Origin of the sequence: Bradyrhizobium sp. (genome assembly GCF_049512235.1) — a bacterium.
In the GTDB taxonomy this organism is placed as follows: domain Bacteria; phylum Pseudomonadota; class Alphaproteobacteria; order Rhizobiales; family Xanthobacteraceae; genus Bradyrhizobium.
The window spans coordinates 1-16,975 of record NZ_JBEKXH010000097.1 but is presented as its reverse complement, the minus strand read 5'-3'; the positions used below and the strand labels follow the sequence as shown (position 1 = coordinate 16,975).

Below are 16,975 nucleotides of genomic sequence, written 5' to 3'. Positions count from 1 at the left end.
TTCGATCGAAGGCAATGCCGCTGGCCTCGTGTTCGACCCCTCCCGCGTTCACGTCTACGCCGACAGCGTTCTGGTCGAGGGAGCGGCGTAATGGACAAGACCATCAATCAGAAGGCCTGGTTCCTGGTGCTGCCGGTGTGTCTGGTGGTGGCGTTTTCCGCCATCCTGCCGTTGATGACGGTGGTGAACTATTCAATGCAGGACACCTTCGGCAACAACCAGTTCTTCTGGAATGGCGTCGGCTGGTTCAAGGAATTGCTCGATCCCTCGACCGATCTCGGCAGCCGGTTCTTCGCCTCGCTGTGGCGCAACCTGTTTTTCTCGGCCGTGATCCTTGCCATCGAGGTGCCGCTTGGCATCGTGGTCGCGCTGTCGATGCCGCGCCAGGGCTGGACGGTCGCCGCCTGCCTTGTGATCCTGGCGCTGCCGCTCTTGATCCCCTGGAACGTGGTCGGAACCATCTGGCAGATTTTCGGGCGGCCCGATATCGGCCTGTTGGGCTATGTGCTGAACGGCATCGGCATCAACTACAACTACGTCTCCAACGACTTCGACGCCTGGGCCACCGTCATCGTGATGGATGTCTGGCACTGGACCAGTCTGGTCGCGCTGTTGTGCTATGCCGGGCTGAAGTCGATCCCCGACGCCTACTATCAGGCGGCGCAGATCGACGGGGCGTCGCGCTGGGCGGTGTTTACCGCGATCCAGCTTCCGAAGATGCACCGCGTGCTGCTGATCGCGGTGCTGCTGCGCTTCATGGACAGCTTCATGATCTACACCGAGCCGTTCGTGGTGACCGGTGGCGGCCCGGGCAATTCGACGACATTCATTTCCATCGAACTGGTCAAGATCGCGCTCGGCCAATTCGATCTCGGCAAGGCGGCGGCGTTGTCGCTGGTCTACAATCTGATCATCATCATCGTGTGCTGGATATTCTATACCGTCATGACCAATGCCGGCGCCGGGCGTCAGGCCGAGAAGGGGATCGCGTGATGCATTCCATTCCCGGCCGCCGCCTCATCCTCTCGCTGTTCCTGATTTTCCTGCTGCTGCCGATCTACTGGCTGGTCAATATGAGTTTCAAGACCAACAACGAGATCGTCTCGACCATGACGCTGTGGCCGCACCACCCGACCATCACCCATTACATGCGCATCTTCACCGACGAGAGCTGGTATTCCGGCTACATCAATTCGCTGAAATACGTGGTCATCAATACCTTGATCTCGATTTCGGTGGCGTTGCCGGCGGCTTACGCGTTTTCTCGCTACAGGTTTCTCGGCGACAAGCATCTGTTCTTCTGGCTGTTGTCGAACCGGATGGCGCCGGCGGCGGTCTATGCGCTGCCGTTCTTCAATCTCTATTCCGCGATCGACCTGTTCGATACGCCGTGGGCGGTGGCGCTGGCGCACTGCATCTTCAACGTGCCCCTGGCGGTGTGGATCCTGGAAGGATTCGTGTCCGGCGTGCCGCGCGAGATCGACGAAACGGCTTTTCTCGACGGCTATTCGTTCCCGCGCTTCTTCGTCAAGATCCTGGTGCCCCTGATCGCCAGCGGCATCGGTGTCGCGGCGTTCTTCTGCTTCATGTTTTCCTGGGTCGAGCTGCTTTTGGCGCGCACGCTGACCTCGGTCAACGCCAAGCCGATCTCGGCGGTCATGACCCGCACCGTTTCCGCGGCCGGAATGGATTGGGGTTTGCTGGCCGCCGCCGGCGTCCTCACCATCATCCCCGGCGCGCTGGTGATCTGGTTTGTCCGCAATTACATCGCGCGCGGTTTCGCGCTCGGCAGGGTGTAGCCATGGAAAATATCGCATGGATGGCCTGGACGCTGCCGACCGCGATCTTTTTCGTGCTGCTGGCCGCAACGCTCGCGGTCATGACCTGGCTCGCGGTCGCCTATCCGGAAGCCGAGCGGGTCGGGATCCTGCGCATTCCAACCACCCGCGGCGATCGATTGTTCGTCTCGCTGATCACGGCCGCGGTGATCCATCTGGCGTGGATCGGCTTTTTCGGTACCGACACCATAGCAACCCTTCCCCTCGGAGGCGGAATTGAATTGTCGAGCCTGTGGCTCGCTACCGTGATTTCGGTTGTTTCGGCCGTTGCGATTTTCCGCACCGTCTGAGGCAAGCGAAAATGAGCAGATCCGGGATCAACCCGGGCCTGGATGTGTTTGTCGCTGCAACGGAGGAACCAACCATGCGACACTTGGAGAGAAGTAAAGGTCCCTTGACCAGGACCCGTGTTCTAATGATGACAAGCGCGCTCGCGCTGATGGCAGCGTCGGCTGCGGTCACCGCGCCTGCCTTTGCCGACGAGGCCGCTGCCAAAAAATGGATCGACAGCGAGTTTCAGCCTTCGACGCTGTCCAAGGAAGACCAGATGAAGGAAATGCAGTGGTTCATCAAGGCCGCTGAACCCTTCAAGGGAATGGAGATCAACGCTGTTTCGGAAACGCTGACAGTGCACGAATATGAATCGAGAACGCTTGCCAAGGCCTTCGAGGAGATTACGGGCATCAAGGTGAAACACGACGTCATTCAGGAAGGCGATGTCGTCGAAAAGATCCAGACCCAGATGCAATCCGGCAAGAATGTGTATGACGCCTGGATCAACGACTCGGACTTTATCGGGACGCATTTCCGCTATGGTCAGGCCGTCGATCTGACGGACTGGATGGCCGGCGAAGGCAAGGACGTCACCAACCCGGGGCTGGACGTCAATGACTTCATCGGCAAGTCGTTCACCACGGCGCCGAACGGTCATCTGTACCAGTTGCCCGACCAGCAGTTCGCGAACCTCTATTGGTTCCGCTACGACTGGTTCTCCAATCCCGACTACAAGGCCAAGTTCAAGGCCAAATACGGCTACGATCTCGGCGTTCCCGTGAACTGGTCGGCTTATGAGGACATCGCCGATTTCTTCACCAACGACATCAAGGAAATCGACGGCGTCAAGGTCTATGGTCACATGGACTACGGCAAGAAGGATCCTTCGCTGGGCTGGCGGTTCACGGACGCCTGGTTGTCGATGGCCGGCAGCGGCGACAAGGGCATCCCGAACGGACTTCCGGTCGACGAATGGGGCATCCGGATGGAAGGCTGTCGTCCCGTCGGTTCGTCGGTCGAGCGTGGCGGCGATGTCAACGGTCCGGCAGCGGTCTATTCGATCGTCAAGTACCTCGACTGGATGAAGAAATATGCCCCGCCGCAGGCGCAAGGCATGACCTTCTCGGAATCCGGACCGGTTCCGGCACAAGGCAACATCGCCCAGCAGATCTTCTGGTACACCGCTTTTACCGCCGATATGGTGAAGCCGGGTCCGGTGATGAATGCCGACGGTACGCCGAAGTGGCGTATGGCGCCGTCGCCGCACGGCGCGTACTGGAAGGAGGGCATGAAGCTCGGCTACCAGGACGTCGGTTCGGCGACCTTGCTGAAATCCACCCCGGTTGATCGCCGCAAGGCGGCCTGGCTCTATCAGCAGTTCATCGTCTCCAAGACGGTGTCCCTGAAGAAGAGCCAAGTCGGTCTCACCTTCATCCGTGAATCCGACATCTGGGACAAGTCGTTCACCGAGCGCGCGCCGAAGCTCGGCGGCCTGATCGAGTTCTACCGCTCGCCGGCGCGCGTGCAGTGGACCCCGACCGGCAACAACGTGCCGGATTATCCGAAGCTGGCGCAATTGTGGTGGCAGAACATCGGCGATGCGTCGTCCGGTGCGAAGACGCCGCAGGCGGCGATGGATTCGCTCGCCGCCGCCCAGGACTCGGTAATGGAACGTCTGGAGAAATCCGGCGTCCAGGGCGCCTGCGGACCGAAGCTCAACAAGAAGGAAACGGCTGAGTACTGGTTCGCCAAGTCGGAAAAGGACGGCAACGTCGCGCCCCAGCGCAAGCTGGCGAACGAAAAGCCGAAGGGCGAAACCGTCGACTACGACACGCTAATCAAGTCGTGGCCGGCCTCGCCGCCGAAGCGCGCCTCGAACTGAGGTCTCTCAAGCCTCGTCAAGGCCGGGCAAGAGCACGTTTTCGTACTCGAAGACACGGCCATCGGGAAAAACTACAGGGCCGGGAGCGATCCCGGCCTTTTTCTAATATACATCCGTCATCGTCCGCCAAAGCGGACGAACCAGTACGCCGCCCGCCTTTCGATTCCATCTCCGGTGCCGGCGATTGCTGGTTGCCCACTTTCGAGGGCACGACGATGACAGGAGTTCACCATGCGCATGATTTTCCGCTGCGATCCGGCGCTGTCGGCGCATCTGCCGCGACCGGTGCCGGCGCGCCGCGCGCTGCCGGACTGGCTCCGCGCCATGCCGGCCAAGGCTCATTCGCAAATCCACGGCCGCGAGATTCGCACGGTCAAGCAATGTCCGCCCTTTGTCGACGCCATGGCCTACGGTGTTTCGATCCTGCTGCCCTGCGATGTTGCCGTCGAGCGTGGCGCGTTCTCGTGGGACTGGGACATCCCCGAGCCTTCGACCTCAGGGCACCCGCGTGCGCCGTTGAGTTTTCATGTCGCCGCCCAGCTACCCGATACGCCGGTTGCCAGGGATGGCCTGGCCGCGATCAAATTCAACAGTTTCTGGACCATTGAGCTTGAGCCCGAATGGTCGTTGTTCGCCACCCACCCCGTCAATCGCGAGGACCTGCCGTTCCGTACGGTTACAGGACTGGTCGATGCCGATCGCTTCCACGATGGCGGCATCAATTTCCCGGCGCTGTGGACCCGGCCGGATTTTTCCGGCGTGCTGCCGCGAGGCATGCCGGTGGCGCAGGTGTTCGCGGTGCCGCGCTCCGCGCCGCAACTCGAATTCGAAACCTTCGATGAGGCTCACCGCACGGCCTATACCAAGACGGTGGCCGAGGTGCTGGCGACGCCCGGCGTCTATCGCAAGCGTTTTCGCGCGCGGCGGGGTCGCCTAGTCTCCGAGTGATTTGCGCAGCGCGGCCTCATCGAGCCAGAGCCGGCCGTGCGGCGCCGAGGTCAGCGCCATTGCGATGGTGCCGAACATGTTTGGCCGCAGCTGATAGGCGCGCGCGTAGGCTTCCATCGCGCCGTCGGGATCGCCGGCTTCCTGCAGTGCGACGCCGAGATTGAGCGCGGCTTCGGCATAGTCCGGCTCTAGTTCGAATGCCCGGCGGTAGGCGGCGGCGGCACCCTGATGGTCGTGCAGGTCCTGGCGGACCAGGCCGAGATCGAACCAGACCGGCGCCGGAGCGTCGAGCCTGGTGGCGCGTTCGAGCAGGCTCGCCGCAGTGGCATGGTCGCCATCCTCCCATGCCAACCTTCCGAGCCGCGCCATCGCCTCCAGATGTTGCGGGATGACCTTCAGAATAGCCCGCCATGCCTCGCGCGCGGCAGGCCGAACACCGGCAGCGTCGAATGTCCGGGCCTTTTCGAGAAAGGCTTCCCGCTGGGGAGCCAGCGCAATCACCCGATCGAGGTGCGCAAGCGCGCCGTCGAAATCGCGGGCGGCGCGGGCAATACGTGCCGCCAGCAGTTGCGCGGCGGCATGGTCGGGCCGTCTTGCGAGACTCTCCTCAACGTGGGCGCGCGCCGCCGAAAGCTCATGCTGTGAAAGCAGCACCGCGGCCAGCAGGTGGTGCAGCATGGGATCGCCTGGCCGGCCGGCAAGACCCTGTTCGCAGAGCCTGCGCGCCTCGTCAGCCTTGCCGGAGTTGAACGCCGCCGTGGCACGGCGAACCATCTCCTCTGCGGTGCGGCTGTAACTCATAGGGTGCATATAGCTGCGTTTGCTCTCTGAATCACCCACGATGTTGGCGTGGCCACCCCGTGAAAGTACGGTGAACAGACCTCGGTTCAACCTTCCTTCATCCCTTTCGCCGACATTCATGGCACCGTTGCGAACGCTGGCGTATCGATGACCGAAATACTGGATGGGGTGATATCGTCCTGGCAGGAGCCGGCACTGGCCAACCGATCGCGGATCGGAACGCGCCAACGCTGGTTTGCGACCGCGACAATCGCGGTTCTGATCGTCGGCGGAGCTGTCGCGACACCGTTCGCCGACACTGTGACCCTGGTCGTTCCCGGCTTCTTTGCCATGTTCCAGGCGGCGATGTTCGTCATCAACCTGTTGTTGGCGGCCCTGCTTTTCATCAAGGGCGAGATCGAGGGACGTAGCGATACCACCCGGTTGGGCGCCGTCTACCTCTATGTCACGCTGATGATCATCGCGCAGATGGCGAGCTTCCCGGGTGGCTTCATGCCGACGCGACTGATGGGTTCGCCACAGACTTCATTGTGGATATGGTTTTTCTGGCATGTCGGCTTTGGCATCGGCATCATCCGGTACGCCTGGTTTGCCAGCCGGCCAACGCCGGCGGCATCGTCATTGCGCCTGACACTCATCGTGGTGCCGGTTCTGGCCCTGCTCGCGACCTGGATTTCGTCGTCCTATGCGGAGATGCTGCCGACCTTGCTGGCCGACGGCCAGTACCTGTTCACCGGCACCGCGCTTTTCATGTTCGTGCCGGTGGGGGCCGTCACGATTGCCGCGCTACTCAGCGTCGTCGCCTTGCGCGCGACGACGCCGGAACGGCTCTGGCTTCTGGTCGCAATGGTCGCCAGCGGCCTCGAAGTCTGGCTTAACTCTCACGGATCGGTGCGCTTCACCCTGGGCTGGTATCTGGCCAAGTCCGGCAGCCTCTGCGCATCGCTGACGGTGTTGCTGTTCTTGCTGCATGACATCACGCTGCTGTACCTTGAGGCGGCCGTGAGCAACGCCGTGCTGCACAGACTGGTTCGGCTCGATGCCTTGACCGAGCTGTTCAACCGCCGCGGCTTTGACGAGATGCTGGCAGAGGAATTCCGCCGCTCGCGACGACAGCAACTGCCATTGGCGGCGGTGCTGATCGATATCGATTTCTTCAAGGCCTTCAACGATCGCTATGGACACCAGGGTGGCGACGATTGCCTGCGCCAGGTCAGCGCCGCCGTCAGGGGCGCGCTAAACCGGCCCGGCGATCATGCTGCGCGCTATGGCGGCGAAGAATTCGTGATCCTGCTTCCGGCAACCGACTTGCCCGGCGCCTTGGTGATCGCGGAGCGGGTTCGTGTGGCCGTTGCGGCGCTTGAGATTCCGCATGCCGGCAGCCCCATGGAGATTGTCACCATCAGCTCCGGCGTCGGTTCATTGCCCTTGCACGCCGACCATACCGCGCCCGAACTGGTCGAAGCCGCCGACCAAGCGCTCTACCAGGCCAAAAAAACCGGCCGCAACCGGGTATGCGCCGCAACCACCGATATCGTCGTCACATCGCCGCTGCTCAGCGCGGAGCTGCCGAGCCCGGTGTCGTAAGGCGTTGGGAAACGTGGCGCCCCCGCAGATCAAAAAAGCGATCTGCAACGGAGCTTGATTCTCGCCACTCTTGTCCGCCCGCCCGTTCGGTTCAGCCCGGCCGGCAACAGTGGGCCGGGAAATCGCACCGGCTTGCCTACTGCGCCGCGTCCAGCACCTCTCCGAGCACCGGATAATCCGTGTAGCCCCTGGCGCCGCCGCCGTAGAAGGTCGCCTTGTCGGGCGGGTTCAGCGGCGCGCCGCGCTTGAGGCGTTCGACCAGGTCGGGATTTGAGATGAACGGCTTGCCGAATGCGATCAGGTCGGCCGCGCCCGCCGCCAGCATTTTGGTCGCGAGTTCGAAATCATAGCCGTTGTTGGCGATATAGGCGCCCTTGAAGCGCTTGCGCAAGCTCGCATAGTCGAACGGCGCAATGTCGCGCGGGCCGCCGGTGGCGCCCTCGATGACATGGATGTAGACGAGCTTTAGCGCGTTGAGATGATCGACGATATGGTCGAACAGCGGCTGCGGGTTGCTGTCGGAGACATCGTTGGCCGGCGTCACCGGCGAAATCCGGATCCCGGTGCGCTCCGGCCCGGCTTCCGCGGCTACGACTTTTGCAACCTCGAGCATCAGCCTGGCGCGGTTCTCGATCGATCCGCCATAGCCGTCCAGGCGCTTGTTGGTGCCGTCCTTGGCGAACTGATCCAGGAGATAACCATTGGCGCCATGAATCTCGACGCCGTCGAAACCGGCTTCAAGCGCGTTCGCGGTGCCGCGTTTAAAGCTCTCGATAATCCCGGGGATTTCCTCCAGCGCCAGCGCCCGCGGCTCGGAGATATCGATAAAGGTGCCGCCGACAAACGTCTTGCCCTTGGCGCGGATGGCGGACGGCGCGACCGGCGCGCCGTGACCGGGCTGCAGCGAGATGTGCGAAATACGTCCGACATGCCAGATCTGAATGAAGATGCGTCCGCCGCACTCATGCACGCGGTCCGTGACCTTGCGCCAGCCTGCGACCTGTTCCCGTGAATAGATCCCGGGCGTGTCCTGATAACCCTGGCCCTGCTGCGAAACCTGGCTGGCCTCGGTGATCAGGAGCCCGGCGGAGGCGCGCTGGCCGTAATATTCTATTGCCAGTGGACTGGGCACCATGCCTTCGACCGCCCGGTTGCGCGTCAGCGGCGCCATCACCATCCGGTTCGGAAGTGTGATCGGGCCAAGCCTAAAGGGCTCGAAGAGTTTGGTCGGCGTGGTCATGTCTGATTTCCAGAAAAAGTGGCGGGTAAGGGGTAGTTGGGTATTTGAGAGCGTCGCGGCAATGGTCCGAGCCACTCGGCTTTTGCACACGAGCCGCGCACAATGTCGCCGAGATGACCGCTATCGAGAAGGAGCGAAAGCGTTGATGTAGGATGATTTATTCGAAATCAGAAAACAAACGGCACGGAGAACCTGCCAGCAAGGGCCCCGATGGTCGAAGCGTACTGGCAAGCGGGGCGAGGTGAGCAGCAAGTGCGCCCGGGGATGACGAGAATATTAACTAACCCCGAGAAAATCGCGTTTGCCGATTTCGACGCCGTTGTGGCGCAGGATGCCGTAGGCGGTCGAGGCATGGAAATAGAAATTCGGGAATGCAAAATGACTGAGGAACTGCTGGCCCTTCAGCGTCATGGTGGTGGGGCCGACGGGAAAGCTGATATCGCGGCTTTCGGCACCATCGAACTGCGAAGGCTTGAACGCCTTGACATAGTCGACGGTGCTGGCGAGCCGCTGCTTCAGTTCCTCAAACGTCTTTTCGGTGTCGGGAATCGCCGGCACCTCGCTCGAGGTCAGGCGCGCGCAAGTTTTGGCGGCGAAATCGCACGCCGTCTGGATCTGCCGCGTGAGCGGAAACATGTCGGGATAAAGCCGCGCGCCGAGCAGCACCTCCGGCGCGACATTCTTCGCCTTGCAGAAGGCCTCGGCCTTGATCAGGACTCCCTGCAGGCTGCCGAGGATTTGCAGGAAGGCCGGAACGGAAGCGTCGTAGAAGGACATGGCATGTTCTTTCGGTTGATGAGGAGAATTTGGCTTTGCCGAGTTGGACGCGTCTAAACTGGAGCATTTTCGGGGTGCCGTGGCCAACCTCCGAGACGCAGCGTCATCGGCCTACGGGCCATCTTAACCCGAAAACACCCTAACGCACGGCCGCCGCTCCCGGCGGAGGCGGCTGGGCGCGCGGTCCGCGCATCCGCACCAGCAATTCGACCGACGGCCAGGAATCGGCGGGCAGGCCGTATTTGATCTGCATCGCCTTGATCGCGCTGCGGCTTTGCTGGCCCATCACGCCGTCGATCTTGCCGACAGCGAAGCCTGAGCGCACCAGTAATTGCTGCAGTTCGCGCAGTTCCGCAAACGGCAGTTGCGCGACCGGCGTCGCCGGGCGATGCATCGGCGGCGCGCCACTGATGCGGGTGGCGAGATAGCCGGCGGTGATCGAATAGATCAGCGAGTTGTTCCACTCGGTATAGGCGGCGAAATTGGCATAGGCCAGGAAGGCCGGTCCCATGCGGCCCATCGGCAACAGCAGCGACGCCGGCAGATCATCGTTCGGCAGCGTGCGGCCGTCGGCGTAGGTCACGCCCAACTGCGCCCATTTCGAGCGCGGCAGCTGGATCGCCAGATCGGCCTGATCCCAGGGAAAACCCGCCGCGAGGTTGAGCGCTACCCGCACCTCCTCCAGCCATGGTTCGCTGCGGCGCCATTTCAATCCGTTGGCGATGTAGTTCGCGGTCGAGCCGATCACGTCTTCGGGGCTGCGCAGGAGATCGCGATGGCCGTCGCCGTCATAGTCGACGGCATAGTCAAAATAACGCGTCGGCAGAAATTGCGTCTGGCCGAGTTCGCCGGCCCAGGAGCCGACCATCTCCGCCGGCGTAAGGTCGCCGCGGTCGATGATTTTCAGCGCGGCGATGGTTTCGTTGGCAAACATCTGCGCGCGGCGGCAGTCATAGGCCAATGAGACCAACGAGCGCAGCGTCGGCAAATTGCCCATGTTGGCGCCGAAATCGCTTTCCAGACCCCAGAACGCGGCGACCACCGGCGGCGGCACGCCGTATTCCTTTTCCGCGCGCGCAAAGGCCGCGGCATAGGTCTTGATCCTGGCCTGGCCCTGCTGCATCCGGTAGCTCGCGGCCATGCGGCCGGCGAATTCGGCAAAGACCTGCCCGAACACGCGCTGGCCGCGGTCGCGGTTGACGATGCCCTGGTCGTAGACCATGTCCGGCGCGGCTTCCGCGATCGCGCGCTGCGATACTCCGGCAGCGACCGCCTGCTGTTTCAGGTCAGCGAGGAAGCGGTCGAAGGACAGACCGTTGTGGCAGGCGGCGCCGCGTGGGCTTGGTGCGGCCAATGGTTTAGCTGGAGCCGCAGCCGGTTGCGTCGATGCCGGCTTCGCAGTGAGCAGCACAGGCAACAGGACCGCGCCGAAAAAAAATAATGCCGTCGAGAAACGCTTCATGTGATCTGCCGAGAGGTGCCAATTGGCGAAGGTTGCGTTGTCGTAACATCGTTCCTCGCCTGATGTCAGCGCCGTTGCGTCGGAGGGCGCAATCGATCATGCAGGCCTATCGCGAAGCGCAGTGAGAGGCGGTCTTCCAGAATCGAATTTTATGTCTATCCAACCGCCCCGGCTCAAGGCCGGGACAACGAGGAAATTGCCTGTGGATTGCCGCGACCTCCGAGTAAGCACGATTCAGGAACTTTTCCTGACTTTTTAGCGATTGCTTCACGACCTCCGACATCGGCAGACCCAGACTGTAACCATTCGCTTCCGACACGGAGGCACTCACACATTTGAGGAGGACCATACCATGAGCATTAGTCAGGGTCTCCAGGGCTTTAATTCCAAGCCCTACGCCGCATGGAAGGGTGAAGTCGGCGATGACCGCCTGTTCTTCGCTGCATTTGATGGAACGACATGGGGTGAACCGAAGACGATCCCCGGCAACAGCAGCGTTGGACCCGGGCTCGCCGTATTCAAAGGCCGGATCTATGCGGCCTGGAAGGGCGAGGAAGCCGACCAGCGCCTGTTCTTCGCGTCATTCGATGGCGTCAACTGGTCTGCCCAGGCTCAGATCCCGGGCGTAGGAAGCAGCATAGGGCCAGAGCTGGCGGAGTTCGACGGCAAACTCTACGCCCTGTGGAAGGGCGAGAACAACGACCAGGACCTCTACTACGCGTCATTTGACGGGGCCGCTTGGTCGTCCCAGACCAGCATGTCCAGCGTGGGCAGCAGCATAGGGCCGACGCTGTGCGCTTTCAACGGCAAACTCTATGCCGCATGCAAAGGCGTGAGCAACGACCAGGGCCTCTATTACGCGTCGTTCAACGGCTCCGAATGGTCGTCCCAGACCCGGATCGCGGGCGGCGCCAGCAGCATCGGACCGGTGCTGGCGGAGTTCGACGGCAAGCTGTACGCCATGTGGAAAGGAGAGAACAACGACCAACGGCTGTTCTACGCGTTCTTCAACGGCAATACCTGGTCAGCGCAGCAAACGCTTCCGGGCAACACCGGGCAGGACGTTCCGCAAAATATAGGTCTGCGCATGCAGTTCCAGGAATCGGCCAACTGGTGCTGGATCGCCGTGGCGACGCGCATCAACCATTTTTACGACCCAGCCAGCAAAGCCACGCAAGGTTCCGTAATGACGGGCGTGATCAAGGAGCTCACCGGCGGGAGCACCTCGTGCAGCCCGAGCGCGGCGGTCCTGGCGGCGAATACCAGCTTGGCAAATGTCCTGGCCGATCCGTACTCCAATGCCGCGCTCAACGTCCTGGACAGCCCTGCCGCCGGCATCACCGGTGGATTTGGGGGCGTTTGTCTAAAAACCGGGGGTGTCGGCGATGCTCTTGACGTCAACGGCAACCGGAACAATCCAGGGGGAAGCCGAAACGACTCACAGGGGTCGATCACGCTGGCGCAGATACAGTCAGAGATCGCCGCGGGCCGGCCCATCGCGGTGGACATCGCCTGGAAGGCACTAAATACCGGACAACACTGCGTCGCCATCGCCGGCGTCCTCAACGATATGCTGTTGATCTGCGATCCTACCGCGGGCGAAACCGCAATCCAGTACGAGGATTTCCCTGCCAGCTACTCGTCGGGGGCGACCTTGGTCAATGTCTGCCTCACCAGAAAGGGCTGAGCTTCAATAGCGCGAGCGTCAGTGCAATGCCGGACATGTGTCCGGCATTGCTTTCAATCTCGTAAAACAGAATTACCGCATGCCATAGCGGCCGCGCAGCACCGCCGCCTCGGCGGCGCGGCCCAGAGCGGCGAGTGCGTCGGCGGCGATGCGGGCGGAGTCCCTGGTGAAGCGATGCCTTACGCCCAATGCTTTTTCGTGAGCGGCAACAGCAACCTCGCTGAACTTGAGCGCATCGGCTGCATTTCCCTCTGCGAGGTGCAGGCGCGCGAGATGGTAACGCGCGCGATTCGTAAACGGATGGTCGGGCTGGATCACCTCCAAGATGGCCAGAGAGCGCTCTTGCAGCGGCCTCGCGGCGGCGAGATCGCCCAGGTCCAGGAGCAGGCCGGCAAGGTGGCTGAGGCTCAAAGCCGTAATGGGATGTGCGGCGCCGAGCACCTTTTCGCGGATGGCCAGCGCGCGCTCGGAGAGCGGCCGCGCCCCCGCAAGATCGCCCTGGGCTTGAAGCATGCGGGCGAGGTTGCTGAGGCCTTGCGCGGTAGCGGGATGCTCGGCGCCTACGACCTTCTCGCTGATGGCCAGCGCGCGCTCGAACAGCGGCCGTGCCCCCGCAAGGTCGCCCTTGGCTTGAAGCATGCGGGCGAGGTTGCTGAGGCTTTTCCCGGTAGCGGGATGCTCGGGGCCAAGCGCCTTCTCACGGATGACCAGCGCGCGCTCGAGGAGTGACGCCGCCCCCACAATATTGCCGGACATTTGCAGCACGCGGGCAAGGTTGTTGAGACTTTGCGCGGTGGCGGGATGCTCGGGGCCGAGCGTTTCCTGGCGGATCGCGAGCGCGCGCTCGAGAAGCATCCCGGCATTCGCGAAGTCGCCCTGGATCACGAGCTGCATCGCGAGGCTGTTGAGGCTCTGGGCCGTATCGGGATGCCTGGTCCCGAGTACCCTCTCGCGGATCGCAAGTGCGCGCTCGTGGAGCGGTTGTACGCTCACGAAGTCTCCTTGGTCCTGAAGCAGGTTGGCGAGATTGTGGAGGCTCTGCGCTGTATCGGGATGGTCGGGGCCGAGCAAGTTTTCGCGGATCGCAAGCGCGCGCTCATAGAGCGGTTGGGCAAGGGCAAACGTTGCGAGCGGTCCCTGCCGGTACAAAGCAAGCCCATTCAACAAATTCGCGGTCCAATCGTCGGCCTGCTGCGGCGGCGCGGCGTCGACATCGACCAGGTCCAACGCCAGCGCATCCAGCCTCCGTGCGCGCGGCCAGGTCTTTGGGTCGTCCAGGACTCCGTCGGGATAGATCGCCGCCACAGCCTCCCCCAGCGCCCGCCGGGCCTGCGTCAGCGCCGCGCCTTCCCGCCTGTGCGCCGCGACCTGGCGCACCAGTCGGTGCAGGCGGATCGTAGCGGTCACGGCGGTGGGATCCCGCTCGTCCCTGATCATTTCGCGATCGACCAGCGAAAAGCAGCGCAGCGCTGCCACGGCCTCGTCGAGGCCATCACCGGCAAGCGACCTCGCCAGCGGCTCGCCGAACTTCTCGCGCGCCTCGGCGAACAGGAACAGCGGTATCGGCTCCGGTGCCAGCAGGGCGGCATGGACGATCAGCGGCTCGGCGGCGGGGTGAAGCTTCGCGGCCTCCGCGATGGCGAGGGCGAAGGTCTTCGCCACCGTCAATCCGTCGTGATACTCGGCCGGCGCATGGCGCGTATCGTCGAGGAAACGCGCCGGCGCGGCCTCGAAGCGCGTGCGATATTCTGCCAGTGGAATATCGAGTCGCTCGCAATAGGCAGCCGCCTGCTCATGGGCTAGCGGCAAGCCGCCGAGCGCTTCCGACAGGGCCTCGGCGGCGGCTCGCTCGTCATCGCGGCCGGTGCGCGCGATCAGATAATCGGCGCCGATTTCATTCGGCCACAGGTGGATTTCGACCGGCGCCGCGATGCCGCGCCAAGCGTGTGCATTCGAGGTGACCAGCACATTGGCGGTCCCGCCGCGCGGCAGATAGGGCTCGAGCGCACGCGCGTCGACGGCGTTGTCGTAGATCAGCAGAATCCCGTTGCCCTCGTAGCGCAGGCGCTCCATCACGGCGGCAACAGCCGGTTCCTCCTTGTCTTCGGCGCCAACCCAGCCGAGCCGCACGCCGAGTGCCGCGAAATCCGCGCGCATCGTTGGCTCGGTCTGCGCCCTGATCCACCAGGTCGCTCGGTAGTCGCCGCGATGGTGCTCGGCATAAGCAGCAGCAAGCGTCGTCTTGCCGACGCCGCGCAGGCCGTGCAGGGCCGTGATGGCGACGCGGCCCTCATGGCAGGCGAGCCTTGCCAGAATCGATGCCAGCGCATCGTCGCGCCCCATGAAATGCATCGGCACCCGGATCGGGATGTTGGAAATCGCCGATGCCTCGCGAGCAGAGGCGATGCCGCGGAGGCTTGCAATCGGGGCCGCGGCAAAGGGGTGCTGATCCGGATCGAGCAACCCGGAAGATGGCCCAACAGCATCGCAGCTCCCATCAATGAACGGCAGGGCGGCGATCGAGGGGCGATCCGGAAGCGTGACGGCCATCGTTGGACCCGTCGCGTCGGCATTCTGCTCCTTGGCGACCAAGGGACCCACAAACCGATAGCCTCGGCGCGGCATCGTCTCGATCCAGTCTGTCCCGCCCGCCTCGCCTAGAACGCGCCGCAGCGCCGCGATCTGGACGGTCAGATTGTTTTCCTCGACGGCGCGGCCGGACCACGCTCCTTCGATGAGCGCATCCTTCGAGACCGGTGCGCCCGGTCGCTCCACCAGCATGCGCAACAATGCGACCGCCCGCCGCCCAATCGCGACCGGCTCCTTGCCCCGGCTGAGCATCTCGGCCTGCAGGTCAAGCCGGAACGGGCCGAACGCATAGATTGTCGCTATCGATACAGACCCGGCGGCCATGATGACCTCCTATGTTTCTGATAGAGATCTGGCTCCGGTCGTTCGATCTGTCTCCCTGCGATAAGCGGGCGTTGCGCAGACTATGTGGTGATACCCATCGTTCAGAGGAAGGGAAGCCACTCTCGATCGTACTATCGGCCGAGACCACGAGCTGTTGTGTGAAGTGCATTACAAAGATGAAAAAATGATATTCGCAGGTTCGGCGCTCAGGAATTGGCGTGAAGGCAAAACCGGCTTCCGGGTGAAGAACCCCGCGCATCCCGGCGGGTTGGTGAAGAGCGAAATCGTCGAGGCGCCGGAGCTGTCGGTAACGGACGCCGCCAAGGCGTTGGGCGTGACCCGCCCCGCGCTGTCGGCCCTGCTGAATGAGCGCGCGGCATTGTCGCCCGAGATGGCGCTGCGCATCGAGAAGGCGTTTGGCGTTTCGATGGACACGCTGATGCGCATATCCTCGGCACACTCATTCTTGTTGGAATGCTCAGCGCGGCGTCCGCCGATACCGATGTTTTCAGGGCCACCTTGCGGCCGGGCGGCCATGACCGCAGCATGGCTGCGAAGCTCGCCGACGGCCGCAAATGTGGCGCTACACGCCAGAACACTTTTGCCGACAGCCCGTCCTTCCAGGCGTGCATGCGATCTCACGGCTGGGTGCTCGACCACGTCATCCAGGATCGATCGGCGAGATTCATCGATCCCGACACCGGATTGAGCTGCTACGATCAAGGCGGCGCATCCATCTGCGAACCCCCGCAGGGCACGGTCAAATACACCAACAGGCACGGCCTCAATTGCACCCGAACCGGCGCAATGAGCATCTGTTCGAATTTGTAGGTGGCGCACTCAAATTGAATCGGTGGGTTTCATCGCGCATGTCGGACAGGCGAGCAAACGTCTATCGCACGTCGTCCCGGCTCAAGACCGGGACGACGGGTGGAGGGTTCGCGGAGCGGAGCCCTCACAACTCCCTGGCATTGCTGAACGCAAACGACGACACGCGGCGGGTGTTTTCGTCGAGGATCAAGGTGCGGGTGACCGGCGGCTCGGCGCGCTGGCTGCAGTTTTCGCGTTCGCACAGCCGGCAATTGACGCCGATCGGCGTGCCCTCGGCTTTCTCCAGATCGATGCCGGCGGCATAGACCAGCCGCGCGGCGTGGCGGATCTCGCATCCCAACCCGATCGCAAAACGCGGCTGGGCCTGCGGATGCGGCGTCACCGGACGGCGCACCATCTGCGCGATCGAAAAGTACCTGGTGCCGTCGGAAAATTCGATCACCTGCTTGAGCAACTGGTCCGGCGTGTCGAAGGTCGAGTGCACGTTCCACAACGGGCAGGTGCCGCCGAATTTTGAAAATGGAAAAGTGCCGGAGGAAAACCGTTTTGAAACATTGCCGGCGTTGTCGACGCGCAGCAGAAAAAACGGCACGCCGCGGGCGTTCGGCCGTTGCAGCGTGGTGAGCCGATGACAGACCTGCTCGAAACCGGCATTGAAGCGCTGCGCCAGCACATGGACATCGTAGCTGAGCGATTCCGCGGCGGCATGGAAGGCCGCATAGGGCATCATCATTGC

The 16,975-nt window shown here is 62.8% G+C and carries 13 protein-coding genes and 1 pseudogene; 8 read left to right on the top strand and 6 right to left on the bottom strand.

The window, feature by feature from the left end; genetic code table 11:
- Nucleotides 1-90: 90 nt before the first annotated feature.
- The 5 genes from ABSG20_RS11760 (at nucleotide 91) to ABSG20_RS11740 (ending at nucleotide 4,941) form a co-directional block, all read left to right on the top strand.
- The gene (locus ABSG20_RS11760) at nucleotides 91-993 is read left to right on the top strand and encodes a carbohydrate ABC transporter permease (RefSeq protein WP_423864674.1); all 903 of its coding nucleotides are present in this window, start codon (nucleotides 91-93) and stop codon (nucleotides 991-993) included.
- Nucleotides 993-1,799 carry a carbohydrate ABC transporter permease gene (locus ABSG20_RS11755; RefSeq protein ID WP_423864673.1) on the top strand — a complete coding sequence of 269 codons (807 nt, stop codon included), beginning with the start codon at nucleotides 993-995 and terminating at the stop codon, nucleotides 1,797-1,799. The genes ABSG20_RS11760 and ABSG20_RS11755 overlap by 1 nt, the downstream gene beginning before the upstream one ends.
- 2 nt (nucleotides 1,800-1,801) lie before the next feature.
- Nucleotides 1,802-2,128 (top strand): DUF2160 domain-containing protein, encoded by a 327-nt coding sequence (locus ABSG20_RS11750; RefSeq protein ID WP_423864672.1) that lies wholly within the window; start codon nucleotides 1,802-1,804, stop codon nucleotides 2,126-2,128.
- A gap of 128 nt (nucleotides 2,129-2,256) precedes the next feature.
- Entirely contained in the window at nucleotides 2,257-3,993 is a 1,737-nt protein-coding gene (locus ABSG20_RS11745; protein ID WP_423864671.1) for an ABC transporter substrate-binding protein, read from the top strand.
- A 231-nt stretch (nucleotides 3,994-4,224) separates the two neighbouring features.
- A complete protein-coding gene (locus tag ABSG20_RS11740; protein WP_423864670.1) occupies nucleotides 4,225-4,941 on the top strand; it encodes a hypothetical protein in 717 nt (238 codons plus the stop codon).
- Here the strand turns inward: ABSG20_RS11740 and ABSG20_RS11735 are convergent.
- Entirely contained in the window at nucleotides 4,927-5,832 is a 906-nt protein-coding gene (locus ABSG20_RS11735) for a tetratricopeptide repeat protein (RefSeq protein ID WP_423864669.1), read from the bottom strand. The two genes, ABSG20_RS11740 and ABSG20_RS11735, sit on opposite strands and share 15 nt — an antisense overlap.
- Before the next feature lie 57 nt (nucleotides 5,833-5,889).
- On the opposite strand from ABSG20_RS11735, the gene ABSG20_RS11730 reads away from it, so the two are divergent.
- Nucleotides 5,890-7,329: a GGDEF domain-containing protein gene (locus ABSG20_RS11730; RefSeq protein ID WP_423864668.1), complete on the top strand. Its 1,440-nt coding sequence runs from the start codon at nucleotides 5,890-5,892 to the stop codon at nucleotides 7,327-7,329.
- A 136-nt stretch (nucleotides 7,330-7,465) separates the two neighbouring features.
- Here ABSG20_RS11730 and ABSG20_RS11725 read toward each other — a convergent pair whose 3' ends face one another.
- The 3 genes from ABSG20_RS11725 to ABSG20_RS11715 form a co-directional block, all read right to left on the bottom strand.
- Nucleotides 7,466-8,569: an alkene reductase gene (locus tag ABSG20_RS11725; protein WP_423864667.1), complete on the bottom strand. Its 1,104-nt coding sequence runs from the start codon at nucleotides 8,567-8,569 to the stop codon at nucleotides 7,466-7,468.
- A 276-nt stretch (nucleotides 8,570-8,845) separates the two neighbouring features.
- Nucleotides 8,846-9,346: a DUF1993 domain-containing protein gene (locus ABSG20_RS11720; RefSeq protein WP_423864666.1), complete on the bottom strand. Its 501-nt coding sequence runs from the start codon at nucleotides 9,344-9,346 to the stop codon at nucleotides 8,846-8,848.
- Between the two features lie 139 nt (nucleotides 9,347-9,485).
- Nucleotides 9,486-10,808 carry a lytic murein transglycosylase gene (locus ABSG20_RS11715; protein ID WP_423864665.1) on the bottom strand — a complete coding sequence of 441 codons (1,323 nt, stop codon included), beginning with the start codon at nucleotides 10,806-10,808 and terminating at the stop codon, nucleotides 9,486-9,488.
- 352 nt (nucleotides 10,809-11,160) lie between these two features.
- On the opposite strand from ABSG20_RS11715, the gene ABSG20_RS11710 reads away from it, so the two are divergent.
- Complete coding sequence (locus ABSG20_RS11710) at nucleotides 11,161-12,495, top strand: C39 family peptidase (protein WP_423864664.1); 1,335 nt, start codon at nucleotides 11,161-11,163, stop codon at nucleotides 12,493-12,495.
- Nucleotides 12,496-12,567: 72 nt separating this feature from the next.
- On the opposite strand, the gene fxsT is transcribed toward ABSG20_RS11710, so the two are convergent.
- Entirely contained in the window at nucleotides 12,568-15,408 is a 2,841-nt protein-coding gene (fxsT, locus tag ABSG20_RS11705) for an FxSxx-COOH system tetratricopeptide repeat protein (protein WP_423864663.1), read from the bottom strand.
- Between the two features lie 184 nt (nucleotides 15,409-15,592).
- Here fxsT and ABSG20_RS11700 point away from each other — a divergent pair.
- Nucleotides 15,593-15,865: pseudogene (locus ABSG20_RS11700) on the top strand (HigA family addiction module antitoxin); the annotation flags it as partial.
- 498 nt (nucleotides 15,866-16,363) lie between these two features.
- On the opposite strand, the gene ABSG20_RS11695 reads toward ABSG20_RS11700, so the two are convergent.
- Nucleotides 16,364-16,975, bottom strand: a 612-nt coding sequence (locus tag ABSG20_RS11695; RefSeq protein ID WP_423864662.1) for a helix-turn-helix domain-containing protein, incomplete at its 5' end; no start/stop codon positions are given.